The organism is Pseudomonas fluorescens (genome assembly GCF_902498065.1).
GTDB classification, from domain to species: domain Bacteria; phylum Pseudomonadota; class Gammaproteobacteria; order Pseudomonadales; family Pseudomonadaceae; genus Aquipseudomonas; species Aquipseudomonas fluorescens_BJ.
The window spans coordinates 786,733-810,770 of the sequence record NZ_CABVIR010000001.1 but is presented as its reverse complement, the minus strand read 5'-3'; the positions used below and the strand labels follow the sequence as shown (position 1 = coordinate 810,770).

Sequence of the window (24,038 nt, the reverse complement as noted above, 5' to 3'; positions counted from 1 at the left end):
CATTTTTATGCCGCGCTGGCGGCGAATTTTTCGTAGTAGAAATTCACCGGCGCAATGCCTTGTTCGCGAATGTACTGGCTGACCGCTTCGACCATGGGTGGCGGGCCGCACAGGTAGACATCGACATCGCCCTCGTTCAAATGTCTGGGCTCGATGTGCTGGGTCACGTAACCCTTGAGCGGATGCTGACTGTCGGGGCTGGCCACGCAGGCGCTGAAGCTGAAATTCGGGATGCGCGCAGCGAAGGCTTCCAGCCGATCCATTTCCACCAGATCGAAATCGTTGGTCACGCCGTAGATCAGATGCAACGGGTGCTCACTGCCCTGTTCGGCTATTTTTTCCAGCATCGCGGTGAACGGCGCCAGCCCCGTACCGCCGGCCAGCAGCAACAACGGCCGACGGATGTCGCGCAGGTAGAAACTGCCCAGCGGCCCGGCCAGGCTCATGCTGTCGCCAGCCTTGGCCATGCCGGTGAGGAAACTGCTCATCAAGCCACCGGGCACGTTACGAATCAGGAAACTGACCTCACCGTCACGCTGCAACGAGCTGAACGAATAGGCGCGGGTCTGCTCGCTGCCGGGAATCCCGAGGTTCACGTATTGCCCCGGCAGGAACGCCAGTTTGCTCAGTGCCTCACCTTTGATCGACAACGCGATGGTGCTGTCGGACAACTGGCGCACGGCGCTGATGGTGGCCTCAAAACTGGCCTGTTGCGTGCGACAGACCTCCGAGGAAGCTGGCACGCGCACCACACAATCGCTCTGGGCGCGCATCTGACACGTCAGGACAAAACCTTGCTCGGCTTCGTCCGCCGTGAGGGCGTCTTCGATGTACTCCTCACCGAGGTCGTAGCGACCGGCCTCGGCGAAACACTTGCAAGTGCCGCAGGCGCCGTCGCGGCAATCCAGCGGAATGTTGATGCCTTGGCGGTACGCGGCATCGGCCACGGTTTCGCCAACGTTGGCGTCGATGAAACGGGTGACGCCGTCTTCAAAATTGAATGCGATGGAATGAGTCATGACGGCCGCCTCACAGGTGGTAAACATCGATGACCTGGCGAACGTAGTCGTTCTTCAGGATCACTTTCTTGGCCTTGATCAGCGGGTTTTCGCCGCGCACATCCAGGGTGTAGAAACTGCTGCCGAAATAGCTGTCAACGGTCTTGTAGCGGAAGCTCAACGTGTGCCAGTTGAAGCGCACCTTGCAGAGGCCGTCAGCCTGTTCCAGCAGCTCGATGTTGCTGATGTTGTGCGAGGTGCGGGTGTCCGGCACGGTGGCGCTGGAACGCTCGGTCTTGATGCGGAAGACGCGGTCTTCAAGACCGGTGCGGTTGCCGTACCAGATCAGCGAGATTTCCCGCTGCGGATCTTCAGTCAGTTCGTCGTTGTCGTCCCAGGACGGCATCCAGAACGTCGCATCCGGGGCGTACAACTCCAGCCATTCATCCCATTGCCGATCATCGAGGTAGCGCGCTTCGCGGTAGAGAAAATCGCGCACGGTTTCATAGGTGAGGGTCATTGCACGGTCTCCAGGGCAATCAGCTTCGATTGCTCGGCGGCCAGAGCCTTGAGCATGGTCTGCTGCCAGTATTTGTGCTGCAGCACGAACAGGCCTTCGTCCTCGGTGCGCACGCCGCTGAGCAACGGATGCAAGTCGATTTCCTTCGCCGCATCATCGGCACCTTCGACCCAGTGCTCGGCGCCACGGGACATGTCGTTCCAGGCGGTCACGCTGCCCTGATAACCGGTCTGGCAGGAGCGAAACTCTTCCAGATCGTCCGGGGTGGCCATGCCGCTGACGTTGAAGAAATCCTCGTACTGACGAATCCGGCTCGAACGGGCGTGATCGCTTTCGCCTTTGGGGGCGATGCAGTAAATGGTGATTTCCGTGCGGTTGACCGAGATCGGCCGGGCGATGCGGATCTGCGAGCTGAACTGGTCCATCAGGTACACGTTCGGGTACAGGCACAGGTTGCGCGAGTTCTCGATCATCCAGTCGGCGCGGGCCTTGCCGAAGTCCTGGGCCAGTTCATCGCGGCGTTCATAAAGCGGGCGATCTTCCGGGTTGGCCCAACGGGTCCAGAGCAACATGTGGCCTTTGTCGAAGGAATAGAAACCGCCGCCCTGCTTGGCCCAGCTGCCGGCACTCATGGTCGGATTGGTGTCGCCGGCCTCGCGCTGTTTGCGCTGGTTCTGGGTGGCGGCGTAGTTCCAGTGCACCGAGCTGACGTGATAGCCGTCGGCGCCGTTTTCGGCCGTGAGTTTCCAGTTGCCTTCGTAGATGTAGCTGGACGAACCGCGCAGCACTTCCAGGCCATCGGCGGACTGGTCGACGATCATGTCGATGATCTTCGCCGACTCGCCCAAGTGCTCAACCAGCGGCACGACATCGGCCTTGAGGCTGCCGAACAGGAAGCCGCGATAGGATTCGAATCGGGCGACTTTGGTCAGGTCGTGGGAGCCTTCGCAATTGAAGCTCGCCGGGTAGCCAGCCGCTGCCGGGTCTTTGACCTTCAACAGTTTGCCGGAGTTGTTGAAGGTCCAGCCGTGGAACGGGCAGGTGTACGAGCTCTTGTTGCCGGATTTGTGTCGGCAGAGCATCGCGCCACGGTGACTGCAGGCATTGATAAAGGCATTGAGCTCACCGTCCTTGTTGCGCGCGATGAAGATCGACTGGCGCCCCATGGTGGTGGTGTAGAAGTCGTTTTTGTTGGGGATCTGGCTTTCGTGCGCCAGGTACAGCCAGTTGCCTTCGAAGATGTGTTCCATCTCGAGATCGAACAGCCGCGGGTCGGTGAACATCTCGCGCTTGCAGCGATAGATTCCTTGTTCTGGATCGTCCTCAAGCAGGGAGTGAAGATATTCGGGTCGCAGGGTCATGGCCGCCGCCTCCATTGTTATTGTTCAGGCAAGGCTCATGCTAGGACGGGGCAATGGGGTGGACTATCCACTGGGTGCAGATCTGTATCCATTTAGTGCAGAACGTATTTTCGGAATCGGACTACATAACTGCTTACAACTTCTGCCATAGACTGCCCGCCTGACTACAAGGAGTGGTTCTATGGCTAATCACGGTTACATGACCATAAACGGAAAAGCTCAAGGATTGATTTCAGCGGGCTGCTCAACCCAGGACTCTATCGGCAACAAATATCAGGCTGCGCACACGAACGAAATCATGGTGCTGTCCTACAGCCACAACATGACCAACGTCGGCAACATCAACAGCGCGACGCACAGCCCGATCATCATCACCAAAGCGGTGGACAAATCATCGCCGCTACTCGCCCAAGCGCTTTCAAACAGAGAGGAAATCAACTGCACGATCAGTTTTTACCGTGTGTCCTCCTTCGGCATACAGGAAAAGTTCTACACCGTGTCGATCAATGGAGGCGTCATTGTCGACCTGACACTTGAAGTCCCTCACGCCATTTTTCAAAACGACGCAGAGCCACAAGAGCAGGTGGCGATTCGTTACCGCGACATCGCGTGGACCCACCATCTGGCTAAAACCGCCGGTTACGGTTCTTGGGGGGAAGAAGGGTGAATTCCAGCCGTCACGACCTTGCGGACGTCAACAGCGTTGCCGGGAAACTGGTCGGGCAAGCCCATACTGTCAGCGCTCGATATCTTGCCCACGGTTCGGCGCGGGTACAGTTCAATCGGGAAGTTGCCTATTACGCGAAGCGTATTGCCGATGATGTCGCGCAAGGCAACAAAACGCCGAAGCAAGGCATACAGGCGCTTCTGCAAGAACAACGCGACCTGCTTATCCAATCGCAAGCCGTCGCGCGAAATGCTCAGGGCGCGATGACCGCACGGCTTAAAAGAACACCGACCTCGACGCTGACTCAGCCAGTATTAAAACCTGACCCTGAACGCTTGTTGCGCTTTGTCCATGCGCAAAACTTAAAGTCGACTACCGCGAATTCGCCCGATGCATTGAAGGCCGCCTCTTCGCCGCATCCGGTGTCGGATTTAAAGTTTTTTCCTCGAGAACGATGTCCAGCGGAAGTCCCGCAAGAAGACCCCGGTTTCTACATCGTTCCCAGAAGCACGACGGCTGACAAACTCGAAGCTCAGCTTTTCACCTCAGCCTCCCCCGCTGTCATCGCAAAATTCAAGGCCCTGAATCCGAATCTGGATCAGGTGAAAGCCGGGACGATGATCGTTCTCAGCGATCCAAACAATCATCTGTGTACTTTCGAAGAAGCGTTGTTGATGCAGGCGGCGGGCAATGTAAACAGAGCCTTGGAACCGCTGAGTTCGGAAGAGGCCGATTTCATGGCGCGGCACTATGACGAGATTGCGTTCCTGATTTCCAAGGGGTCACTCGGGGCTAGTGCCGGGCTGACGATGTTCTCGAAGAATCTGAAAGACGTAAGCGGCATTTTAAGTGACATCGAGAGTTTGCATACCCGGACCTTTCAAGCCAAGGGTCACCTGAACTCCCCCGAGTTCTATGCCGAACGCAAACGCCTGCTGGCTCAGTTGGACGTCCAGCTAACCAAACTGACAAAAAAGAGCATCGGCTTTCCGGATCATCCCAATCTGAAAAACGTGTTGGGCCTATCGACGAAAAATCTTGTACATCGCTGGAGAAAAGCTGGGGCTGTTGGTCAGATTCCTGGTTATGCCACACATATTGACGCTGTTTCTAAAGCGGCGAAGTACGTCAAATATGGTGGTTGGGTTGGCACTGCGGTGGGTGGTGGAGCGTCAGTCATCAAGGTTCAGGGTGTTTGTGCAGAAGGGAATGTGGAGGCGTGCGAGAAGGTGAAATTTACCGAAGCTGGAGGTTTTTTAGGAGGGATCTTGGGCGGAGTGGCAATCGGAGCAACATTATCGGCACCCGCGGTAAGCAGTCTATGCGTTGCACTTTCTATACCGACGGGTGGGACGGCCGGTCTCGTATGCGGCGTGTTAATAGTCGGTGCTGGATCTTACGTAGGTGGCTCGGCCGGGGGAATTCTCGGAGAGAGTGCAGGGGAAATAGTCCACGAGAATACAAAATGAGCACTGCTCGGTTTGTTGTAGGTTTGCTATCCGCATCTGTATTTTTATGTATGTCTGTTTGGTGCTGGGTCGCGCTTTATATGGCTTATAAAAAAATCGAAATGCTTTTACATCTATTCCCAAAAAGCGTTGGAGTAAAAACTTTGACTCCTTTAAGGCATGCAGGAATCTGGGGGAAATTGATGTTGATTGGAGGGATAACCGGTTACGTTGCTTTTCCACGACTTTATCTGAAAAATGGTCAGTTAAGCAGTGAAGACCTACAAGCCATTCCAAACTCACTGAGACTTAAATTGGCAATTATGCACTGGCTTCTCGTAACACTTGTGTTAGCGATGCTTGCACTTTGCTTTATCAGCAAATCCGGATTGTTTTATTAGCGGCACCCTAAAAATTTACGCCGGAGAAAAAATTCATGAGATCGCTAAATGAGCCAGGGAACTGTTGACGTGTTGATCGCCGGCATCGGCCTGATTTACTTTGCAGCAGCATTAGTTTGGATCACTGTCGCATTGCACATGGCTTACACCAAGATGGACTGGATGCTTGAGCAGCTTAAAAATTGTACGGCGATCATGGTGCGAGCCCCTCTCAAGCATGGTGGTCCATGGGGACGGCTAATGCTCATAAGAGGCATTTCCGGGATCGTGACTTTCCCGAACTTTTATCTGAAAAGAGGCGAATTGTGTCCGGAAGATTTGGAAAAATTTCCCGCGAATTTAAAGCGAAAATTGGCCGTTTTGCAGTGGACCTTATTGGGGCTCTTATTTGTGATGTGCTGTCTCGCAGCCATAGCCAGGTTTGACCTCGCATAAAACATGCTAATTGGCCGCATGATTCACTCCCGCCGCTTCAACGTATCCGAAGGCAACTCCCCAAACTGCTTGCGATAATTATCCGAAAATCGTCCCAAATGCAGGAACCCATAATCCATCGCCACCTCAGTGACGTTCCGCACATTGCAGGTGGGATCGATCAGGCATGCATTAATGCGTTCCAGGCGTTTCTGCCGAATGTAGTTTTTCGGCGTAGTGCCGGCGTTGCGTTCGAACAAGCCATACAACGAACGCAGGCTCATCCGCGCCTGGCGCGCCAGTTCTTCGCTGTCGATGTCCTGCTTGAGGTTGCGCGCGATGTAGTCGGCAATCACCTCGAACGTAGCCGTCTGTGAACCGAGGCTAATGCGGCTGACGTTGGTCTGCATCAGGCTGAGCATTTTGCTGACGATGATTTGTGCGTAGTGCTCCTGCACCTTGGGAACTTGCTCGGTGGCTTCGGCTTCCTGGCAAATCATCGCCAGCAGGCCGACAAACCCTTCCAGTTCATTGAGCTGATAACGGTTCTCCAGGAACCGCACGCCCTGCGCCGGATACCGCCAGCGCTGCTCGTTGCAAACCGATTCCAGCAATGACGTCGGGACTTTGAGGATGAATTTTTCGCAATCGTCGGAGTACGTCAGGTCTACCGGATCGTCGGGGTTGATCAGCAGCAACTCGCCGGGGGCAAAATAGTGCTCCTGACCGTGACCGCGCCACAGGCAATTGCCGCGCAGCAGCACTTGCAGGTGATAGATGGTTTCCAGTGCGCCGGAGGTGACGCGAACGCTGCCGCCGTAGCTGATACGGCACAGGTCGAGACTGGCAAATTTGCGGTGATTGAGACTGGCCAGCGGATGCCCGGCTCGGGGCATCAGGATGCAATGATTACCGACATGCTGATTGACGTAGCCCGACACCGCGTAGGGGTCGGCATGGTCGAATACGGAGCTGCGCTGACTCAACAGTTGCGCTTGCATCATCGGGTCACTCTCGTTGTTGTTATAAGTTGCGTCGGGCCATTCTAGGGCACAGCCTGCACCGATGTGTCATCTGAGCGACTAGTGGGAGCGAGCCTGCTCGCGAAAAGGCCATCAGCTTCAACATCAATGTTGACTGACACTCCGCTTTCGCGAGCACGCTGGCTCCCACCAGGTTTGGCTGTCGAGGGGATCAGTCCTCCAGTGCGCGAACCCGCTCGAGGCGCTGCTGCTCTTCAGGCTGGGCAGACGACTGCAAGGTGAAATCGAACTCGATTTCAGCAAAACGCCCGCTCACACCATAAGCCGCCGCACGCGTCTGATCATCGCTGAAAGTGATTTTCGCGATCAGCTCGTCACGGGTGGCGTAGGCGAAATCGTCGTGCAGGTATTGGTCGCCATCAAGGTTGATCTGGGTGGTCAGGTGGCGATGATCCGGCGCCGAAATGAAGAAGTGCACGTGCGCCGGGCGCTGGCCGTGACGGCCCAGTTGATCGAGCAGTTGTTGGGTCGGACCGTCCGGTGGGCAGCCGTAGCCCGACGGCACGATGCTGCGGAAGCGGTAGCGACCTTCGGCGTCGGTGACGATACGGCGACGCAGGTTGAATTCCGATTGGGTGGTATCGAAGTACGAATAAGTGCCGCCGGTATTGGCGTGCCAGACATCCACAATCGCGCCGGCCAACGGTTCGCCCGCGGTGTTGAACACGCGGCCCTGCATGAACAGCGTCACACCCGGGTCGACGCCATCATCCAGACGCGCTTCGCCCTGGGACAACGGTGCACCCGCCACGTACAGCGGCCCTTCGATGGTCCGCGGCGTGCCGCCAGCCTTGCCGGCCTGCTCGTCTTCGGCGTCCATCAGCAGGTCCAGGTAATGTTCCAGACCGAGCCCGGCCACCACCAGACCCGCTTCCTGACGCGCACCCAGCACGTTGAGGTAGTTGACGGCTTTCCAGAACTCTTCCGGGGTCACGGCGAGGTCTTCGATGATGTTCACCGAGTCACGCAGGATGCGGTAGACCAGGGCTTTGGTGCGTGGATCGCCGGCGTCGTTGTGCAGGCCGCTGGCCTCTTCGAGAAACTTCTGGGCGCTGGCAGTGTGGGAAATTTTTACGTTCATTTTCTGGGTTCCTCATCTTGTAATTATTAGCGTGGCGAACTGAACAGGCTGGGTTCAGCGGTCATCCTCGCGGATGGACGAAGGATGCCGGCACATCGCGGTGACTTCGATCGCCATGTACGGATACAACGGCAATTGCATGAGCAGGTCGTGCAGTTCCTGGACGCTGTCGACATCGAACACGCTGTAATTGGCGTAGAGCCCGGCGATGCGCCACAAGTGACGCCACTTGCCTTGATCCTGCAGGCGCTGGGCCAGGGCTTTTTCGTCGGCCTTGAGCTGCGCGGCGCGTTCGGGGTTCATGTCGACCGGCAAATTCACGGTCATCTTTACGTGGAACAGCATAATGCTCTCCTCAGGCTGAATGAATGGCAGTGGATGTCTTGTCGCGACGGAAAAACGCCAGGCGTTCTTCATCCAGGGTCACGCCCAGACCCGGTGTTTTCGGTACATGCAGCTCGAAATCGCGATAAACCAGCGGTTCGCTGAGAATGTCTTCGGTCAGCAGCAGCGGGCCGAACAACTCGGTGTCCCACGCCAGTTTGTTCAGGGTGATAAAGGCATGGGCCGACGCCATGGTGCCCAGGCCACCTTCAAGCATGGTGCCGCCATACAGGGCGATGCCGGCTGCTTCGGCGATTGCGGCGGTTCGCAGAACGGCGCGCGGGCCGCCGTTCTTGGCGATCTTCAGGGCAAACACCGACGCCGCGCCTTCACGGGCGAGGTTGAATGCATCTTCCACGCACTCGATGGATTCATCGGCCATGATCGGCGCCGGGCTCACGGCGTTGAGCCGCGCCATGCCCGAGCGGTTATTGCGCGAGATTGGTTGCTCGATCAGGTCGATGCCGTTGCTGCCGAGAATCCGGCAGGCGCGCAATGCGACGGCTTCGTCCCAGGCCTGATTGACGTCGACCCGCACGCTGGCGCGATCGCCGAGGGCTTTCTTGATCGCAATGACGTGGGCCAGATCGCGGTTGACTTCGCCGGCACCGATTTTCAGTTTGAAAATGCGGTGGCGACGCAGGTCGAGCATTTTTTCCGCTTCGGCAATATCCTTGTCGGTGTCACCGCTGGCCAGGGTCCAGGCCACTGGCAGCGCATCCCGAACCCGGCCGCCGAGCAGTTCGCTGACCGGCAGGCCAAGGCGTTTGCCCTGGGCATCAAGCAACGCGGTTTCGATACCTGACTTGGCGAAGGTGTTGCCGCGGATACTGCGCTCCAGGCGCAACATTGCAGCGTTGACGTTGGCGCTGTCCTGACCGAGCAGCAGCGGCGCGAAGTGTCTGTCGATGTTGGTCTTGATGCTGTCCGGGCTTTCATTGCCATACGCCAGGCCACCGATGGTGGTGGATTCGCCAATGCCTTCAATGCCATCGGCGCAGCGAACGCGAATGATCACCAGCGTCTGGTTCTGCATGGTGTGCATCGCCAGCTTGTGCGGGCGGATGGTCGGCAGATCGACGATGATCGTCTCGATCGATTCAATGGCAGTTGCAAGCATGGCGATACCCGTCAGGTTCTTAAAGTTCTGGAACTGATTCTGGTACGGCTTTTTTCGGGAAGCCAATATAGAATTGGTCTGACTTCATACCTTTAAGGTATGCAAACTGCTTTGCGGAGGCCTCATGGAACTGCGTCACCTGCGGTATTTTCAGGTGTTGGCTCAACACCTCAACTTCACCCGCGCCGCCGAATTGCTGCACATCGCCCAACCGCCGCTGAGCCGACAGATTCAGCAACTTGAAGATGAACTCGGGGTGCTGTTGCTGGAACGCGGGCGGCCGCTCAAGCTGACCGATGCCGGGCGGTTTTTCCATGAGCACAGCACAGCCCTGCTCGAGCAACTGGGCAAGGTCTGCGACAACACGCGACGCATCGGGCTGGGTGAAAAAACCTGGTTGGGCATCGGTTTTGCGCCGTCGACCCTTTACGGCGTGCTTCCGGAACTGATTCGCCGTTTGCGCAGCGGCGAACCTCTGGAGCTTGAGCTGGGGCTCTCGGAAATGACCACGCTGCAACAGGTGCAGGCGCTCAAGGCCGGACGGATCGATATCGGTTTTGGCCGCATCCGCATCGACGACCCGGCCATCATTCAGACGGTGTTGACCGAAGACCGGCTGGTCGCCGCCCTGCCCGCTGGTCACCCCTTGCTGGGCGGGCCGATCAGCCTTCGCGAACTGGCGAACGAGCCTTTTGTGTTGTATCCCGGCAACCCGCGCCCGAGCTACGCCGATCATGTGATCGCGTTGTTCGAATCCTATGGAGTGAGCATCCATGTGGCGCAATGGACCAACGAGCTGCAAACGGCGATTGGCCTGGTAGGTGCAGGAATCGGGGTCACCCTGGTGCCGGCCTCGGTGCAATTACTGCACCGCGACGACATCGGTTTCACGGCACTGCTGGAAGATAATGCGACCTCGCCGATTATTCTCAGCAGGCGAGTGGGCGATGTCTCGCCAGGGTTGAATCATTGTTTGCAAATGATTGATGAGCTGTTACCGCAAACGGTCTGAAGCAACCCGGGGCGAGCCCTGTAGGCTCGCCCCGGATCATGGCACTGCGATTTAGGCGATTTCGATATCGGACTGCGTCAAACTGGTAACCCCGGTGAGCTGGATCGCGAAGTCAGCCTCGGCCCCCAGATCCGTTGTCCCGTACAGCACACCGTCAATCAACTTCAGTTGCCCGACATCGGTGAAGGCCGTATTGCTGTCGAGCAGCTGGAAACTCCCCAACCCTGACAGATCAATATGATCGATACCGGATTTGAAGTCTGTGATGATGTCCCAGGTCGCACTGGTCTTGCCCAATTGACTCAGGTCGTCGAACTTGAACGTGTCACTGCCTAACCCCCCGGTAAAGACGTTCTGCGAGGTATTGCCGGTCAGCACGTTGTCCAGGGCGTTGCCGACCAGGTTGAGCTTGACGCCAGCGTTGGTATTGCTGAGGTCCAGGTTCTCCAGATTGGCGCCCAAGGTGATGGTGGCCACCTTGGTGCTGACAACCCCGCCGAAAACGAAAACAGTGTCGTTACCCTCGTTAGCCGACTCGATCAATTTGTCTTCCAACACATTGGTGCTGGTCAGGTCGACATTGTATTGGTCGTTGCCCGCGCCCCCCACCAACGTATCAACTCCCTCCCAGCCATCGAGTTTGTTGTCGCCACTGTTGCCGGTGATGATGTTGGCCAGTGTGTTGCCGTCACCATTGATGTTGCCGGTTCCCGTCAGTGTGAGGTTCTCGACGCCGTTCTCATCCAGGTTGAAGGTGATGCTGGACAGGACGGTATCCACCCCGGAGCTGTCAGAGATCTGGTCACCGATGTTATCGACGATGTAGGTGTCGTTGCCGGCGCCACCGATCATCAAATCGGCCCCCACGCCACCATCGATGCGGTTGTTGGCCGCGTTGCCTGTGAGGATATTGTCCAGGTCATTACCGGTCAGGTTGAACGCTACGGCGTTGACCAGCGTCGCATTCTCCACGTTGGCGCTCAGGGTGTAGGTACCCCCTGCGGCGGCAATGGCGACCTTGACCAGATCAGTACCCTCGTCTGCGTTTTCCGTCACGCTGTCGCTCAGGTTGTCGACTGTGTAGGTATCGTCGCCCAGCCCGCCGATCAGGATATCGACGCCCAGCCCGCCAATGAGTATGTCGTTGCCCGCACCGCCTGTGAGCGTATCGTTGCCGGCACCGCCGTCGAGGGTATTGTTCGCGCTGTTGCCGATCAGTTCGTTGTTCAGCGCGTTGCCCGTCAGGTTGAGCAGCGTGTTGCCGGTCAAGCTCGCATCGAGATTTTCCAGATTCGCGCCCAGGGTCAGCAGGGTGAAAGTCGCCAGTGCCGCACCGCCCTGCAGGCGCACGGTATCGACCCCCTCGCTGGCGTTTTCAGTCAGGGTATCTTCCAACTGGTTCTTGGCGTTCAAATCGACCAGATACAGGTCATCGCCCTTGCCACCCTTGAGGATGTCGACCCCCAGACCACCGTAAAGCTGGTTGTTGCCGGTGTTGCCGATCAGCGTGTTGATCAGGGCGTTGCCCGTCGCATTGATGTCGGCGCTGCCAATCAGGGTCAGGTTTTCAACATTGTCGGTCAGGGTATAGCTGACCATCGACTGGACCAGATCGGTACCCTCGTTGGCCAGTTCCTGCACGATGTCGCCGGCCCCCACAATGTAGGTGTCATTGCCCTTGCCGCCGGCCAGCAGGTTGGCGGCGCTGTTTTGCGAGCCGTCCAGGATGTTGGCTAACGTGTTGCCCGTGGCACTGACGACGGCGCTGCCGGTCAGCGTGATGTTTTCCAGGGTCAGCTTGTCGGCCAGGGTGAAATCAAGGCCGGTTTCCACCGTGTCGATGCCGGCGGTATCGGTGATTTTGTCGCTGACGTTATCGACCACGTAGGTATCGTTACCCGCCCCGCCCTGCATATCGTCAGCACCCACGCCACCGTCAATGCGGTTGGCCGCCGCGTTACCGATCAGGATGTTGGCCAGCGCATTACCGGTCACGTTGAAGGCCACCGTGTTAGTCAGCCGGGCGTTTTCCACGTTGTCGCTCAAGGTGTACAGCCCACCTGCCGCAGCGATAGCGATATTGGCCTGGTCGGTCCCTTCATCGGCCAGCTCTTCGATTTCGTCACCCAGGTTATCGACCACGTATGTGTCGTTGCCCTCATTACCCGCCATGAAATCGGCACCGGCCCCGCCGTCGATAAGGTTGGCAACGTCATTGCCCACCAATGAGTTGTCGCCAGCACCGCCTTTCAGGTTGAGCTTGACCCCAATCGCCTCCGAGGCATCAATGTTCTCGACGTTCGCCACGAGACCCAGGGTGACGGTCGTGGCGAGACTTGAATTACCTCCGTAGACCAGCAGCCAGTCATCGCCCTCGTTGGCCTTTTCAATGACTTTGTCGACGATGGTATTGGTCTGGCTCAGCTCAACCCCGTAACCGTCATCGCCCTTGCCTCCTTGCACGGTGTCAACACCACCTGCACCTACTATCAGATTGCTGCCATCGTTACCGGTGATGATGTTGGCCAGACTGTTGCCAAAACCGTCGGTGTCGGCGCTCCCCAACAGCGTGAGGTTTTCAACGTTGTTGCCTAACGTGTAACTCAGCTCGGTCTTGACCAGATCGATACCACCGTTCAAGCCTTCGACCACCGAGTCGCCAGCCCCGACGATGTAGGTGTCGTTGCCGGCCAGGCCGGTCAGCACGTTGGCGGCGCTGTTTTGCGAACCGTCGAGGACGTTGGCTATCGCGTTACCCGTGGCGTTGACGGCGGCACTGCCGGTCAGCGTGATGTTTTCCAGGGTCGGCTTGTCGAGCAGGGTGTACTCGAGGGCGGTTTCCACGGTGTCGATACCGGCGGTATCGATGATTTTGTCAGCAACGTTATCCACCACATAGGTGTCGTTACCCGCGCCACCGTTCATCGTGTCGGCGCCCGTACCGCCATCGATGCGGTTGGCCGCCGCGTTACCGGTCAGGGTGTTGGCCAGCTCATTACCGGTCAGGTTGAAGGCCACGGTGTTGGTCAGCGTGGCATTTTCCAGGTTCGCCCCCAGCGCGTAGGTGCCGCCCGCCGTAGCGATGGCTACGTTGACGGTGTCGATCCCGGCGTCGGCCTCCTCGGTGACGGTGTCACCGACGTTGTCGACGACATACGTATCGTCACCCAGGCCACCGATCAGGGTATCGGCGCCCAGCCCGCCATTGAGGGTGTTTTTGCCGGCATTGCCCTGGATGATGTTGGCAGAAGCGTTGCCGGTGAGATTCAGCGACAGCGTGCCGGTATCGCGGGCATCGACGTTCTCCAGATTGGCGTCCAGCACCAGTGTGGTGACCGTGGCGTTGCTGAACGCACTGGCCAGCGTCAGGGTGTCGATGCCTTCGCCGGCCTTCTCGACCACCTTGTCTTGCAACTGGTTGGTGGCCGTCAGATCGACCACATACTGGTCATTGCCCTTGCCACCGATCAGCGTATCCACGCCCTCGACACCGTCGAGTTTATTGTTGCCGTCGTTGCCGGTGATGATGTTGGCCAGGTCATTACCTTTGCCATTGATGTTGTCACCGCCGATGAGCGTGAGGTTCTCGACGTTGTCATCCAGCAAGTAGGTCTGGTCGGTCTTGACCAGATCGATACCACCGTTCAAGCCTTCGACCACCGAGTCCCCAGCCCCGACGATGTAGGTGTCGTTGCCGGCCAGGCCGGTCAGCACGTTGGCGGCGCTGTTTTGCGAACCGTCGAGGACGTTGGCTATCGCGTTACCCGTGGCGTTGACGGCGGCACTGCCGGTCAGCGTGATGTTTTCCAGGGTCGGCTTGTCGAGCAGGGTGTACTCGAGGGCGGTTTCCACGGTGTCGATACCGGCGGTATCGATGATTTTGTCAGCAACGTTATCCACCACATAGGTGTCGTTACCCGCGCCACCGTTCATCGTGTCGGCGCCCGTACCGCCATCGATGCGGTTGGCCGCCGCGTTACCGGTCAGGGTGTTGGCCAGCTCATTACCGGTCAGGTTGAAGGCCACGGTGTTGGTCAGCGTGGCATTTTCCAGGTTCGCCCCCAGCGCGTAGGTGCCGCCCGCCGTAGCGATGGCTACGTTGACGGTGTCGATCCCGGCGTCGGCCTCCTCGGTGACGGTGTCACCGACGTTGTCGACGACATACGTATCGTCACCCAGGCCACCGATCAGGGTATCGGCGCCCAGCCCGCCATTGAGGGTGTTTTTGCCGGCATTGCCCTGGATGATGTTGGCAGAAGCGTTGCCGGTGAGATTCAGCGACAGCGTGCCGGTATCGCGGGCATCGACGTTCTCCAGATTGGCGTCCAGCACCAGTGTGGTGACCGTGGCGTTGCTGAACGCACTGGCCAGCGTCAGGGTGTCGATGCCTTCGCCGGCCTTCTCGACCACCTTGTCTTGCAACTGGTTGGTGGCCGTCAGATCGACCACATACTGGTCATTGCCCTTGCCACCGATCAGCGTATCCACGCCCTCGACACCGTCGAGTTTATTGTTGCCGTCGTTGCCGGTGATGATGTTGGCCAGGTCATTGCCTTTGCCATTGATGTTGTCACCGCCGATGAGCGTGAGGTTCTCGACGTTATCATCCAGCAAGTAGGTATGAGCCGACTTGACGAGGTCGATGCCACCGTTCAAGCCTTCGACCACTGTGTCATCCGCGTCGACGATATAAGTGTCGTTGCCGAGCCCGCCTTGCAGGGTGTCGGCACCTGCGCCACCGTCCAGCACGTTGGCGGCAGCATTACCGATCAGCACGTTATTGAGCGAGTTGCCGGTGAGGTTGAACGCAACGGTGTTGACCAGCGTGCCGTTCTCAAGGTTGTCACCCAGCACGTAAGTGCCGCCGGCGGTTGCGATGGCGACCTTGACGGTATCGGTTCCTTGATCGACCCCTTCGTTGATGACATCAGCGAAGCTGTCGACAATATAGGTGTCGTCACCTGCCCCACCGCTCAACGTGTCGGCGCCAGCACCGCCGTTCAGGATGTTGGCTGCGTCGTTACCGATGATGTTGTTAGCCAGCGCATTGCCCGTGATGTTGATCTGCACACCGCTGTTGCTGAAACTCGCGTCGGCTTCTTCAAGGTTCGCGGCCATGGTGATGTTGACCGGTCCCAGGCTGGAATCCCCACCCCAGATCTCGACAAAATCGTAGCCTTCACCCGCCTTCTCGATAATGACGTCGACCACTTTGTTGTCGTCGGTCAACTCGATGACATAACCATCGTCACCCACGCCGCCCTGATAGGTATCCGCGCCGCCGAAGCCGTCAAAAAAGTTATTGCCGGTATTGCCGATCATCAGGTTATCAAGGGCATTGCCCTTGGCCTTGACGTTGCCGGTGCCAGTAAAAGTCAGGTTCTCAATATTGTCCCCGAGACGGATAGTGACCGACGACTTGACGGTATCGATTCCTCCCGCCGCACCCACGCCGGTTTCACTGACGACATCGCCCAGATTATCGACAATATAAGTGTCGTTGCCAGCGCCACCATCAAGCTTGTCGGCCCCGGCCCCGCCATCGAGCAGGTCGTTGCCGGCGTAACCCAGCAAGGTGTCATCACCCGAACTGCCAGTGATGGTGTCATTGCCACTCAGGATAAAGGCATAGGTCGCCTGGGTATCGCCCGGCGTTTGGGCGAACTCGGCCAGTTGCGCTGCGCTTTTGGATATCCCGGTGAGGGTGTATATCGGCACTCCGTTTTCCGCGTAGGTACTGCCCGTCACGGTGCCGGCGACAACGCCTGGAGAGGGGTAAGTGAAGCTCCCGGTAAAGACTTGCGTGTGCACCCCGTCACTGATGGTCAGCGAATTACTGGTAGCAACGGTGACAACCCAATCCCAATCCTGATCCGCTAGAAAACTGAAGCTATTCGATAAGGTTAAAGACGCCATGGTTAGTCACCTGATTATCAGTATTTTTTTAGTGGAGGTGTGCTGGAAGGGCTCACTGGAACGACACAGGGCCAGCAGAGAGCCATCATCGGAGCATAGTTGGATCCATCTAAAAAAAAACATCACAAGTGACTAATTCGAAACTTTCCCGCTGAGCGGTTATACCCAGACGGAATAGGGGTCAAACAAGGGTGTGGCAGTGCAGATTCGATTGAAATTTGACGTCAGGCAATCGTCTTTCAATCCTCCTGAAGGGCTGTCACAGGGACGACTTTTTTAGTGCCTGTCGCCATCCCAGATCCAGTTCCAGATTCCCGGCAGTTTTACCGCATCAGAGTTGTCGCGAACGGTACGCGCCATGGCAGCTCGTTGCAGCGCTGCCGTGTCGTCATAAAACGGCTTTTCAGCCAGCCTGACCCCAGTGGCCTGCGCACTGTCGAGCAGAATTTGCAGGTACTCCAGGGCATGCCGGGCGGTGTAGCGATTGAGATCGTGGAAGGTCACCACCACCGGAATCACCCCATCCACCGTCGGCAGCTCCCCCAAGGCAATACGCTCGCGGACTTCCGATAACTGGCGCAGCATGTTGGCCCGGCGGCGGGGGCTGGCGTTGAAGCCCCAAATCTTGCCGTCGTTGGCGCTCAGGTCGGTCAGCAGCACATGCATGCCGTGTTTTTGATAAGCGGCGAAGACCCGTTTGTCGTAGTTCCAGAAGGGTGGACGTACCAGGGTCGGCGGCGCACCGGTGATCGTGGCGATATCGGCACTGCCTTTGGTCAGCGACTGCTCCAGCTCTTCCGGGCTCAGTGAGCGGTGATTGGTGTGCCAGTGGGTGCCGGTGTGGAAGCCCAGAATTTGCCCGTCCGCGTGCTCACGGCGCATGACCTCGCGGCCGATCTCGCTGTCGCCCGCCCGTGGCGCGCCGGTCTGCACAAAGAACACCGCTTTGAGGTTCGGTTGCACCGGATTGATGGCGAGGCTGTCGAGAATCGTCATCGTCGGATTCCAGAAACTCGACGCACTGGGCCCATCGTCAAAAGTCAGCAGGAAGCGGATCGGAGGTTGCGCGCGCAGACGCTGTTCGGTCTGCGGCGTCATTTCGATTGGAGAAGCAATGCAACCCGCCAGCCCGAGAGCGACGGCCATTGCACAGAGAACCTTGAACAACTGTTTCATGATTTGCCTTGGCCAGACCGTTGCGCCCGCACATGGCTGCGGGCGCAGGTTGGATAAGGTACACAGTGTTTGGTTCCGACGCTGCACGGCGTCGTCGGTTACTGGTTAAAAGCCTGCTGGAACGAGTTGTCGATAATCGGTGCGGTCGCCAATTCAGCCGGCAGCGCCTTGACCTTGAACAGGAAATCCGCCGTGCTTTGCAGGTCTTTCGCGGCCGGTGCATCCACCGGCCCCACGGTCATGTGGGCCTGGCGCAACCAGTGACGCGAAACGTTTTGATCGAGATTGGCCTTCTTCGCCCACAGATCGGCATATTCGTCGGTGTGGTTGTCGACCCAGGCCCGCGCCTTTTTCAGGCGGACCAGGAAGTCGGCGATGGCTTCGCGCTTGCTGTCGATCGACGGTGTCGAGGCAGCGATGGCACTGAGGCCTGGCATGAGGTTCTTGGCGGTGAGAATCGGTCGCGCACCAGAGAACAGAATCTGTTGGGAAATGTACGGTTCCCACACCGGAAACGCATCGATGCTGCCCTGAGGCAGCGCGGCGGCGGCATCAATCGGCATCAGTTTGATGAAGTCGACGTAGTCTTCCGGCAGGTCGGCTTTTTCCAGAGCGCGCAGGGTCAGTTGCTGACTCCAGGCGCCAGGCCAGTACGCGACTTTCTTACCCTTGAGATCGGAGATGGTTTTGACCGGTGAATCCTTGGGCACCAGCAACGCAATGGTTTCCGGGTTCTGCCGCGAGACGCCGATCAGTTTTACCGGTGCCTGTTTGGCGGCGAGGAACAGGAAGCCTGAATCGCCGAGAAAGCCCAGGTCCAGTGCACCGGTGTTCAGCGCTTCGGCCAATGGCGCGGCGGCCTGGAAATGCTTCCAGTCGACGGTATACGGCGCCCCCTCCAGCACACCTGAAGCCTCCACCGAGGCACGCACGTTGTAGTAGTTCTGATCACCGACGTGCAGGACAACGGGCTCGGCGGCGTAGGCCATTGGTGCAGCAAACACAGCGCTGGTCAGCAAACTGCGAACAAATCCGGACAGGTTCATCGGGGGGCTCCTTGAGAGTGAATGTCATAGACCATAACGCTCTTACAAGATGCTTTTTAAATTCGATTTACGCATAAGCTCATGACTGTCCGCCAACACTGTTCAGCCAACAACAGTGAGTCGACAGACTGTTTTCACTGCAACACCCATCTGCAACGTCTTTGGCATGGAAACCTTTAAAACACGTGATCTCCACGACATGGCACAGAGCCTGCGATATTCCCGGCGTTCGTGTTTCAGGAGCCTCGATTGATGCCCTGGCTGACCGTCGAGCAATACATCGGTTTCAGCGCCGACAACCGCTACGACAAGGCCTGGGTCGCACAACTGATCGATGAAGTCGGCCTCACCGGGTTCGCCCAAGCCTTGCCCAAGGCGCTCTCCGGCGGCATGGCGCAGCGGGTCGCCATCGCTTGCGGCCTCTACTCGCGACCCGACGTGCTGTTGCTCGACGAACCTTTTAGCGCGGTGGACGCGTTCACCCGGATGAAACTGCAGGACCTGTTGCTGCAACTGGCCGAGCGTCACGCCATCGCCCTGCTGCTGGTGACCCATGATGTCGATGAAGCGCTGTACCTCAGCAATTGCGTCCTGGTCATGGACAATCGCCCCAGCAGCATTCGCCAGGAACTGGCGGCACAACTGAAGGCCTAGTCGTTGAACGAGTTGCAATGGGTGCATGTCATTTGAATCACCCCAAACGATCCGTAGGGGGCGGCTCCTACAGGCGAAGCGTCTAAGCTGAAGGCTTCAGCCAGAGGATTCAGTCGATGTGCGGAAGACTCTCGCAATACCGGGGCATTCATGACTTCGTGGCGGTGCTGAGTATTCCCGACGCACTGATCAACCATGTTGGCGATGAACCCTTGGCTCGATACAACGCCGCGCCGACGAATCAACTCGCGTTGTTTCATCGGGAAAGCAATGGGCTCCGGGCCGACAAGGTGCGCTGGGGATGGCGGCCGCACTGGGCGAAGGACCGGGCGGCGCCGATCAATGCACGCGTGGAAAAAGTCGCACACGGCCCGTTCTTCCGCGCCATCTGGCCGCACCGTGCGATTGTGCCGATCGATAACTGGTTCGAATGGGTCGATGCCCCAGACGCAACGAGACAGCCTTGGCTCATCCGTCGGCAGGACCGCGCACCGATTTTCTGTGCGGCGATTGGCCGGTTCCCCACAGACAGCGAGGCAGCAAGAGACGGCGACGGCTTCGTGATTATCACCGCGGACAGCGCCGGCGGCATGCTCGACATTCATGACCGGCGGCCGGTGGTGTTATCGCCGGAACTGGCGCGGGAATGGCTCGACCCCGCCACCCCCATGGAGCGCGCCGAACAAATGGCCTTGTTTCAGGGGGAAAGCAGCGAAGCGTTCGAGTGGTACAAAGTCAGCAGAGCGGTAGGTAACGTGAGGAATCAAGACGCGTCGTTGATTGATGAGAGTGCGTGAACTATCAATACCGACAGCAGCGCGAGCGTTAATGATAGTCATTAATGCAAACCCATAACTCAAACGTTACACAGACTGTTTCACTCAAGAAACACTTGTTGATAGGGGGTGCTTGGCAGTGTCAACCGCTTGTCCGACATCTCTATCGTCGTACATACATTTACAATCACTACGGATAGCATGCGCGCCGCATTTCCATTGGTATCGCCCAGTTGACCAAATAGTCAACAAATAAGGAAATCCCTACTACTACAAGCCTTACAGAGAATTAAATGCGCGACGATTTTACAATCAATCAAGTCGTTGGTCTGGAGTGCGTTTATCTTTCGACGACAGAACACTATCGGCTGGACTGTTTTATCGAGCAGTACATAAAGACCCGTAACCTGCGATCAGTTCCGGGGATAGACGGCACCTTGCGTTTAACGCTCAAACACTATCCGGGCAAGCCGCCGGTCATGGTCAACGAAGTGAACGCATGGATCGACAAAACCCTCGGTTATCGGGCGTTGCACCCAGATGTATTGCAACTGGACGACGTTTGAAACGACCCACGGAACCCGTTTGGCACAAAAACTGAACGAACCCGTCGTCGAACGACTCTGACCAGCTGAGGCTCGCTGAGCCTCATCCTTTTTCAGCCTTGTCATTTCTGCACGAACTCGCACCGCAGATCTCTCTGAATGTCCTGTTCTACGACTAAGCCAAATGACTTGGCTGGCTTCACGAGAAATACATGAGCGAACTCGTTCCTTATGCAGTGCATTACTTGTTCGACGGTGTGCGACAACACTTTTTCAAACTGGCCGTACATTTTACCGATGTCGAAGCGATTCATTCGGCGTCCGCGCATGCTTACCCGAAATCCGGCCGTAAGATCGCCGAACACGCCACCCTGGAAGCGGCACGGCTCAAAGCACAGCAACTGGGCATTACCCAGGTTCGCTGGAACGTGTCGATCTGATTGACTGGCAAAAAATAGCCCCGCTCATTGCGGGGCTTGTTGTATGCGCAGTTCTATCAGGGCTCCGACTAAAATTTTTTATCCAGATCTGACAGTTCCTTCCCATCGTCGGGGTGCTTCCAGTCAGGCGTCGAACGCTTCTGTTGCTCGATCTCTTCTTCCGTCGGTTCATCCATGTCTTCTTCATCCGGATCAGGACGCTTTTGTTCAGTTGCCATGCTCACCTCTCTTCCTAAGGGATCAGTCATCAACTTTAAGCGTAGAACAGTTTCGGGCACCTGGCTCAGAGCCACCAGCGCAGCAAAAAGAAAAACCCCATGCTCAACAACATGCTGAGCAAGGTGTTGCGGGTGTACAGCACCAGCCCCACCGCCACCAGCGAACTGATCAGGTACGGGTTGTCCCAGTGCAGGTTCAGTTGCTTGTCTGGCATGAACACGATCGGGCCGCAGATCGCGGTCAACATGCCCGGCACCGCGAAACCAAGGAATTGCCGGGCATTGCTGCTCAGGCGCAGCGGCAGCCGTGGCTCGAGAAATACATAACGGTTGAGGAAAACCAGAACCCCCATACCGACAATCACTGCCCAGACCATCATGTGCGCCCACCGTAGAATTTGTTGCAGATGAAGCCCGCGGTCATGCCCGCCAACCCCGACAGCACCAGCGCCGAGCCCCATTGCCAGTAGCTGAACAACACCGAGCAAAACAGCGAAACCGCCACACAGACCACCGTCGGTACGTTGCGCACCACCGGGGTGATCAGGGCAATGAAGGTTGCAGCGATGGAGAAATCCAGGCCCAGATGTTCCAGCCCCGGAATGCTGCTGCCCAGCACGATGCCGGCCAGCGTGAAGAGGTTCCAGGCGATGTAAAACGTCAGGCCGACGCCCAGTGCGTACCAGCGGTTGAACTGCTGTTTGTCATGCTGGCTGGTCAGGGCAAACAACTCGTCGGTGAGCAAAAAGCCCAACCCTGCACGCCAGCGACCTGGCAGCGGCGAAATCACCGAGCGCAGGCTCATGCCATAGAGCAAATGCTGCGACGTCAGCAGTAACGTGGTCAGCAGAATCGAAAAGATCCCGGCACCGCCCTTGAGCATGCCGATGGCCACCAGTTGCGCCGCCCCGGCAAATACGATGCTCGACAATCCCTGGCCTTGCAGCGGCGTGAGGTTGGCTTCGATGGCCATGGAGCCGGCCAGCAATCCCCACGGCGCGGTCGCCAGGGACAACGGCATGATTGCCGCGGCGCCGCGAAGAAAGGCACTGCGCGGCATGAGTGTGTGAGTCATAACGCTCTACAAACAGGAAAAGACGCCTGACTGTGCCAGCAGTCGCGCCCGATGGCTTGAACAATCTTGCGCACTTGTGCCGATTTTCGTGATTGACAAAAGGCCCGCCGACTTTTAAAACTGAGCGCCTCATTTAGGGTGTAAGCAAACATGTCCGCAACCTTCAACCTCAACATTGACGTCATTGGCTTGATTGCCAAGGCGCAAGGTTGCGTTGCGCACGCCCTCAAATCGAAGAAACAGTCGCTCATGTGACCGGGGCGCGCTGTCCCGTCAGATGAGCTGACAGGACATTGAGCGCGACGGGCACCCTCCCCCTGCTTACTTCCTTCTACGCTGCTGACGGTGACTAAATCGGTCAACTTTCAGGAGTAAGTGCATGTCATCGTTTCAAGGTATCTGGGTTCCGCTCGTGACGCCGTTTCAACACGGAGCAATCGATTTCGTCGGGTTGCGCCGGCTCGTCAGCCATCTGCTGGAAAAAGGCGTCGATGGCCTGGTGGTGTGCGGCACTACCGCTGAAGCGGCGGCGCTGAGTAAACATGAACAATTGGCAGTGTTGGATGCCGTGCTGGAGTCAGTGCCTGCAGATCGGGTGGTCATGGGGCTGGCCGGTAATAACCTGACGGAACTGCTGCAATGGCAGAGCGAAATCCTCAAGCGGCCACTGGCCGGGTTGCTGGTGCCGCCGCCGTATTATATCCGCCCGTCCCAAGCAGGCCTTGAAGCGTTTTTCAAAACGGTTGCCGATGCGTCCACGGTGCCGATCATTCTGTACGACATCCCGTATCGCACCGGCATCGCCTTCGAACAGGCAACGTTGCTCAACATTGTCGCCCACGAGCGAATCGTCGCGATCAAGGATTGCGGCGGCAATCAAGCCAACACCCTGGCGCTGCTGAACAGCGGCAAGGTCGACGTGTTGTGCGGCGAAGACAATCAGATTTTCAGCGCCCTGTGCCTCGGCGCCAAAGGGGCGATTGCCGCCTCGGCCCATGTGCATCCAGAGTTGTTCGTGGCGCTGTATCAACAGATCCGCGACCAGCGGTTGGCGGAAGGCCGGACCACGTTTTTCCGGTTGCTGCCGTTGATTCACAGCCTGTTCATCGAACCCAATCCAGCCCCGGTGAAAACCGCACTGGCCCTCGAAGGCTTGATCGGCGACGAACTGCGCGCGCCGATGCAACGCAGCAGCGAGGCCATGGTGCTGCGTTTGAAGGCCGTGCTCGCCGGGCTTGGCAGCAACAATCGATAGAGTGACGACGCCCCGCCCGAGTAACATGGAGCGATTCGCATCACGCGTCAGGGAGTCGACATGCTTTACCGAATTGCCGCCGATGGGCTGGTGCTGTTTCACCTGTTGTTCATTCTGTTCGTGCTGTTCGGAGGGCTGCTGGTGCTCAAATGGCGCCACCTGGCCTGGTGGCACCTGCCGGCCGCCGCGTGGGGGGTTGCGGTCGAGGTGTTCCACCTGACCTGCCCGCTGACACAGTGGGAAAACCTCATGCGCAACGCGGCCGGGCAAGTCGGCTATGGCGGTGGTTTCATCGAACATTATGTGTGGCCGGTGATTTACCCGGCCGGGTTGACCCCGAGTATCCAGTTGGGGCTCGGCGGCGTGGTGTTGCTGATCAACATGTTGGTCTACGTGCGGGTGTTCCGGCAGCGCAAGTCACGCCGGACTTCCACCCTTTCAAACTCCACACGATCCCTGTAAGCGGTCTTGAATTCAATGCAATGTCC

Annotated in this window: 23 protein-coding genes and 1 pseudogene; 11 read left to right on the top strand and 13 right to left on the bottom strand. The window is 57.8% G+C overall.

The genetic code is table 11. The annotated features are described in order from the left end of the window. Positions 1-5: 5 nt before the first annotated feature. Genes benC through benA form a run of 3 tightly spaced genes read right to left on the bottom strand, consistent with a single transcriptional unit; the run spans position 6 to position 2,879 of the window. Positions 6-1,019, bottom strand: coding sequence for a benzoate 1,2-dioxygenase electron transfer component BenC (gene benC, locus F8N43_RS04060; protein ID WP_150653250.1), 1,014 nt, complete (start codon positions 1,017-1,019; stop codon positions 6-8). A gap of 10 nt (positions 1,020-1,029) precedes the next feature. Continuing rightward, the gene (benB, locus tag F8N43_RS04055; protein WP_150632846.1) at positions 1,030-1,518 is read right to left on the bottom strand and encodes a benzoate 1,2-dioxygenase small subunit; all 489 of its coding nucleotides are present in this window, start codon (positions 1,516-1,518) and stop codon (positions 1,030-1,032) included. After that, entirely contained in the window at positions 1,515-2,879 is a 1,365-nt protein-coding gene (gene benA / locus F8N43_RS04050; protein ID WP_150632847.1) for a benzoate 1,2-dioxygenase large subunit, read from the bottom strand. Before benA ends, benB begins: the two co-directional genes overlap by 4 nt. A 181-nt stretch (positions 2,880-3,060) precedes the next feature. On the opposite strand from benA, the gene F8N43_RS04045 reads away from it, so the two are divergent. The 4 genes from F8N43_RS04045 to F8N43_RS04030 are packed head-to-tail and all read left to right on the top strand — an operon-like array spanning position 3,061 to position 5,830. Beyond that, on the top strand, positions 3,061-3,546 hold the full coding sequence (locus F8N43_RS04045) for an Hcp family type VI secretion system effector (RefSeq protein ID WP_150632848.1): 486 nt from the start codon (positions 3,061-3,063) through the stop codon (positions 3,544-3,546). Continuing rightward, a complete protein-coding gene (locus tag F8N43_RS04040) occupies positions 3,543-5,015 on the top strand; it encodes a hypothetical protein (RefSeq protein WP_150653249.1) in 1,473 nt (490 codons plus the stop codon). The genes F8N43_RS04045 and F8N43_RS04040 overlap by 4 nt, the downstream gene beginning before the upstream one ends. Next, on the top strand, positions 5,012-5,395 hold the full coding sequence (locus F8N43_RS04035; protein WP_150653248.1) for a hypothetical protein: 384 nt from the start codon (positions 5,012-5,014) through the stop codon (positions 5,393-5,395). Before F8N43_RS04040 ends, F8N43_RS04035 begins: the two co-directional genes overlap by 4 nt. Positions 5,396-5,443: 48 nt before the next feature. Further along, the gene (locus F8N43_RS04030) at positions 5,444-5,830 is read left to right on the top strand and encodes a hypothetical protein (protein ID WP_150653247.1); all 387 of its coding nucleotides are present in this window, start codon (positions 5,444-5,446) and stop codon (positions 5,828-5,830) included. Between the two features lie 23 nt (positions 5,831-5,853). Here the strand turns inward: F8N43_RS04030 and F8N43_RS04025 are convergent, their stop codons facing one another. From F8N43_RS04025 to F8N43_RS04005, 4 genes are all read right to left on the bottom strand, one after another. Beyond that, the gene (locus F8N43_RS04025) at positions 5,854-6,813 is read right to left on the bottom strand and encodes an AraC family transcriptional regulator (RefSeq protein ID WP_150653246.1); all 960 of its coding nucleotides are present in this window, start codon (positions 6,811-6,813) and stop codon (positions 5,854-5,856) included. Between the two features lie 190 nt (positions 6,814-7,003). After that, positions 7,004-7,933, bottom strand: a complete 930-nt coding sequence (gene catA / locus F8N43_RS04015) for a catechol 1,2-dioxygenase (RefSeq protein ID WP_150632852.1) — start codon at positions 7,931-7,933, stop codon at positions 7,004-7,006. Between the two features lie 54 nt (positions 7,934-7,987). Further along, on the bottom strand, positions 7,988-8,278 hold the full coding sequence (gene catC, locus F8N43_RS04010; protein ID WP_008029082.1) for a muconolactone Delta-isomerase: 291 nt from the start codon (positions 8,276-8,278) through the stop codon (positions 7,988-7,990). Positions 8,279-8,288: 10 nt separating this feature from the next. After that, entirely contained in the window at positions 8,289-9,437 is a 1,149-nt protein-coding gene (locus tag F8N43_RS04005; RefSeq protein ID WP_150636186.1) for a muconate cycloisomerase family protein, read from the bottom strand. Between the two features lie 124 nt (positions 9,438-9,561). Here F8N43_RS04005 and F8N43_RS04000 point away from each other — a divergent pair, with 124 nt between their 5' ends. Further along, complete coding sequence (locus F8N43_RS04000; RefSeq protein ID WP_150636184.1) at positions 9,562-10,449, top strand: LysR family transcriptional regulator; 888 nt, start codon at positions 9,562-9,564, stop codon at positions 10,447-10,449. Positions 10,450-10,500: 51 nt separating this feature from the next. Here the strand turns inward: F8N43_RS04000 and F8N43_RS03995 are convergent, their stop codons facing one another. The 3 genes from F8N43_RS03995 to F8N43_RS03985 form a co-directional block, all read right to left on the bottom strand. After that, positions 10,501-16,365: a calcium-binding protein gene (locus tag F8N43_RS03995; protein WP_150653245.1), complete on the bottom strand. Its 5,865-nt coding sequence runs from the start codon at positions 16,363-16,365 to the stop codon at positions 10,501-10,503. Between the two features lie 276 nt (positions 16,366-16,641). Beyond that, on the bottom strand, positions 16,642-17,541 hold the full coding sequence (locus F8N43_RS03990; RefSeq protein ID WP_150636179.1) for a polysaccharide deacetylase family protein: 900 nt from the start codon (positions 17,539-17,541) through the stop codon (positions 16,642-16,644). 98 nt (positions 17,542-17,639) lie between these two features. Beyond that, positions 17,640-18,530 carry an ABC transporter substrate-binding protein gene (locus tag F8N43_RS03985; protein WP_412072589.1) on the bottom strand — a complete coding sequence of 297 codons (891 nt, stop codon included), beginning with the start codon at positions 18,528-18,530 and terminating at the stop codon, positions 17,640-17,642. Between the two features lie 282 nt (positions 18,531-18,812). Here F8N43_RS03985 and F8N43_RS03980 point away from each other — a divergent pair. The 4 genes and pseudogenes from F8N43_RS03980 to F8N43_RS03965 all read left to right on the top strand — a co-directional run. Further along, positions 18,813-19,241, top strand: a pseudogene (locus F8N43_RS03980) (ABC transporter ATP-binding protein); the annotation flags it as partial. Between the two features lie 116 nt (positions 19,242-19,357). Further along, the gene (locus F8N43_RS03975) at positions 19,358-20,038 is read left to right on the top strand and encodes an SOS response-associated peptidase (RefSeq protein ID WP_150636176.1); all 681 of its coding nucleotides are present in this window, start codon (positions 19,358-19,360) and stop codon (positions 20,036-20,038) included. Between the two features lie 272 nt (positions 20,039-20,310). Beyond that, the gene (locus tag F8N43_RS03970) at positions 20,311-20,583 is read left to right on the top strand and encodes a hypothetical protein (RefSeq protein WP_150632859.1); all 273 of its coding nucleotides are present in this window, start codon (positions 20,311-20,313) and stop codon (positions 20,581-20,583) included. Positions 20,584-20,774: 191 nt separating this feature from the next. Beyond that, positions 20,775-21,002: a DUF6555 family protein gene (locus F8N43_RS03965; RefSeq protein ID WP_150632860.1), complete on the top strand. Its 228-nt coding sequence runs from the start codon at positions 20,775-20,777 to the stop codon at positions 21,000-21,002. Positions 21,003-21,070: 68 nt separating this feature from the next. Here the strand turns inward: F8N43_RS03965 and F8N43_RS29300 are convergent, their stop codons facing one another. The 3 genes from F8N43_RS29300 to F8N43_RS03955 form a co-directional block, all read right to left on the bottom strand. Further along, complete coding sequence (locus tag F8N43_RS29300) at positions 21,071-21,220, bottom strand: hypothetical protein (protein ID WP_191623718.1); 150 nt, start codon at positions 21,218-21,220, stop codon at positions 21,071-21,073. A gap of 65 nt (positions 21,221-21,285) precedes the next feature. After that, positions 21,286-21,597, bottom strand: coding sequence for an AzlD domain-containing protein (locus F8N43_RS03960; protein WP_191623720.1), 312 nt, complete (start codon positions 21,595-21,597; stop codon positions 21,286-21,288). Beyond that, positions 21,597-22,295, bottom strand: coding sequence for an AzlC family ABC transporter permease (locus tag F8N43_RS03955; RefSeq protein ID WP_150632862.1), 699 nt, complete (start codon positions 22,293-22,295; stop codon positions 21,597-21,599). Before F8N43_RS03955 ends, F8N43_RS03960 begins: the two co-directional genes overlap by 1 nt. Positions 22,296-22,674: 379 nt before the next feature. Here F8N43_RS03955 and dapA point away from each other — a divergent pair, with 379 nt between their 5' ends. Both dapA and F8N43_RS03945 read left to right on the top strand, forming a co-directional pair. Further along, a complete protein-coding gene (gene dapA, locus F8N43_RS03950; RefSeq protein WP_150636174.1) occupies positions 22,675-23,550 on the top strand; it encodes a 4-hydroxy-tetrahydrodipicolinate synthase in 876 nt (291 codons plus the stop codon). Between the two features lie 60 nt (positions 23,551-23,610). Next, positions 23,611-24,012, top strand: a complete 402-nt coding sequence (locus F8N43_RS03945) for a DUF2784 domain-containing protein (protein ID WP_150636172.1) — start codon at positions 23,611-23,613, stop codon at positions 24,010-24,012. Positions 24,013-24,038 lie beyond the last annotated feature (26 nt).

What these genes read in the sequence shown, in the direction of transcription:
- F8N43_RS03975 (WP_150636176.1), top strand. Translation starts at nt 19,358, where the DNA reads ATGTGCGGAAGACTCTCGCAATACCGGGGCATTCATGACTTCGTGGCG.
- catA (WP_150632852.1), bottom strand. Translation starts at nt 7,933, where the DNA reads ATGAACGTAAAAATTTCCCACACTGCCAGCGCCCAGAAGTTTCTCGAA.
- benB (WP_150632846.1), bottom strand. Translation starts at nt 1,518, where the DNA reads ATGACCCTCACCTATGAAACCGTGCGCGATTTTCTCTACCGCGAAGCG.
- F8N43_RS03985 (WP_412072589.1), bottom strand. Translation starts at nt 18,530, where the DNA reads ATGGCCTACGCCGCCGAGCCCGTTGTCCTGCACGTCGGTGATCAGAAC.
- F8N43_RS04000 (WP_150636184.1), top strand. Translation starts at nt 9,562, where the DNA reads ATGGAACTGCGTCACCTGCGGTATTTTCAGGTGTTGGCTCAACACCTC.
- F8N43_RS03965 (WP_150632860.1), top strand. Translation starts at nt 20,775, where the DNA reads ATGAGCGAACTCGTTCCTTATGCAGTGCATTACTTGTTCGACGGTGTG.
- F8N43_RS03990 (WP_150636179.1), bottom strand. Translation starts at nt 17,541, where the DNA reads ATGAAACAGTTGTTCAAGGTTCTCTGTGCAATGGCCGTCGCTCTCGGG.
- F8N43_RS04045 (WP_150632848.1), top strand. Translation starts at nt 3,061, where the DNA reads ATGGCTAATCACGGTTACATGACCATAAACGGAAAAGCTCAAGGATTG.
- F8N43_RS04005 (WP_150636186.1), bottom strand. Translation starts at nt 9,437, where the DNA reads ATGCTTGCAACTGCCATTGAATCGATCGAGACGATCATCGTCGATCTG.
- dapA (WP_150636174.1), top strand. Translation starts at nt 22,675, where the DNA reads ATGTCATCGTTTCAAGGTATCTGGGTTCCGCTCGTGACGCCGTTTCAA.
- F8N43_RS03945 (WP_150636172.1), top strand. Translation starts at nt 23,611, where the DNA reads ATGCTTTACCGAATTGCCGCCGATGGGCTGGTGCTGTTTCACCTGTTG.
- F8N43_RS03970 (WP_150632859.1), top strand. Translation starts at nt 20,311, where the DNA reads ATGCGCGACGATTTTACAATCAATCAAGTCGTTGGTCTGGAGTGCGTT.
- F8N43_RS03955 (WP_150632862.1), bottom strand. Translation starts at nt 22,295, where the DNA reads ATGACTCACACACTCATGCCGCGCAGTGCCTTTCTTCGCGGCGCCGCG.
- F8N43_RS03995 (WP_150653245.1), bottom strand. Translation starts at nt 16,365, where the DNA reads ATGGCGTCTTTAACCTTATCGAATAGCTTCAGTTTTCTAGCGGATCAG.
- F8N43_RS29300 (WP_191623718.1), bottom strand. Translation starts at nt 21,220, where the DNA reads ATGGCAACTGAACAAAAGCGTCCTGATCCGGATGAAGAAGACATGGAT.
- benC (WP_150653250.1), bottom strand. Translation starts at nt 1,019, where the DNA reads ATGACTCATTCCATCGCATTCAATTTTGAAGACGGCGTCACCCGTTTC.
- benA (WP_150632847.1), bottom strand. Translation starts at nt 2,879, where the DNA reads ATGACCCTGCGACCCGAATATCTTCACTCCCTGCTTGAGGACGATCCA.
- F8N43_RS04035 (WP_150653248.1), top strand. Translation starts at nt 5,012, where the DNA reads ATGAGCACTGCTCGGTTTGTTGTAGGTTTGCTATCCGCATCTGTATTT.
- catC (WP_008029082.1), bottom strand. Translation starts at nt 8,278, where the DNA reads ATGCTGTTCCACGTAAAGATGACCGTGAATTTGCCGGTCGACATGAAC.
- F8N43_RS03960 (WP_191623720.1), bottom strand. Translation starts at nt 21,597, where the DNA reads ATGGTCTGGGCAGTGATTGTCGGTATGGGGGTTCTGGTTTTCCTCAAC.
- F8N43_RS04030 (WP_150653247.1), top strand. Translation starts at nt 5,444, where the DNA reads ATGAGCCAGGGAACTGTTGACGTGTTGATCGCCGGCATCGGCCTGATT.
- F8N43_RS04025 (WP_150653246.1), bottom strand. Translation starts at nt 6,813, where the DNA reads ATGATGCAAGCGCAACTGTTGAGTCAGCGCAGCTCCGTATTCGACCAT.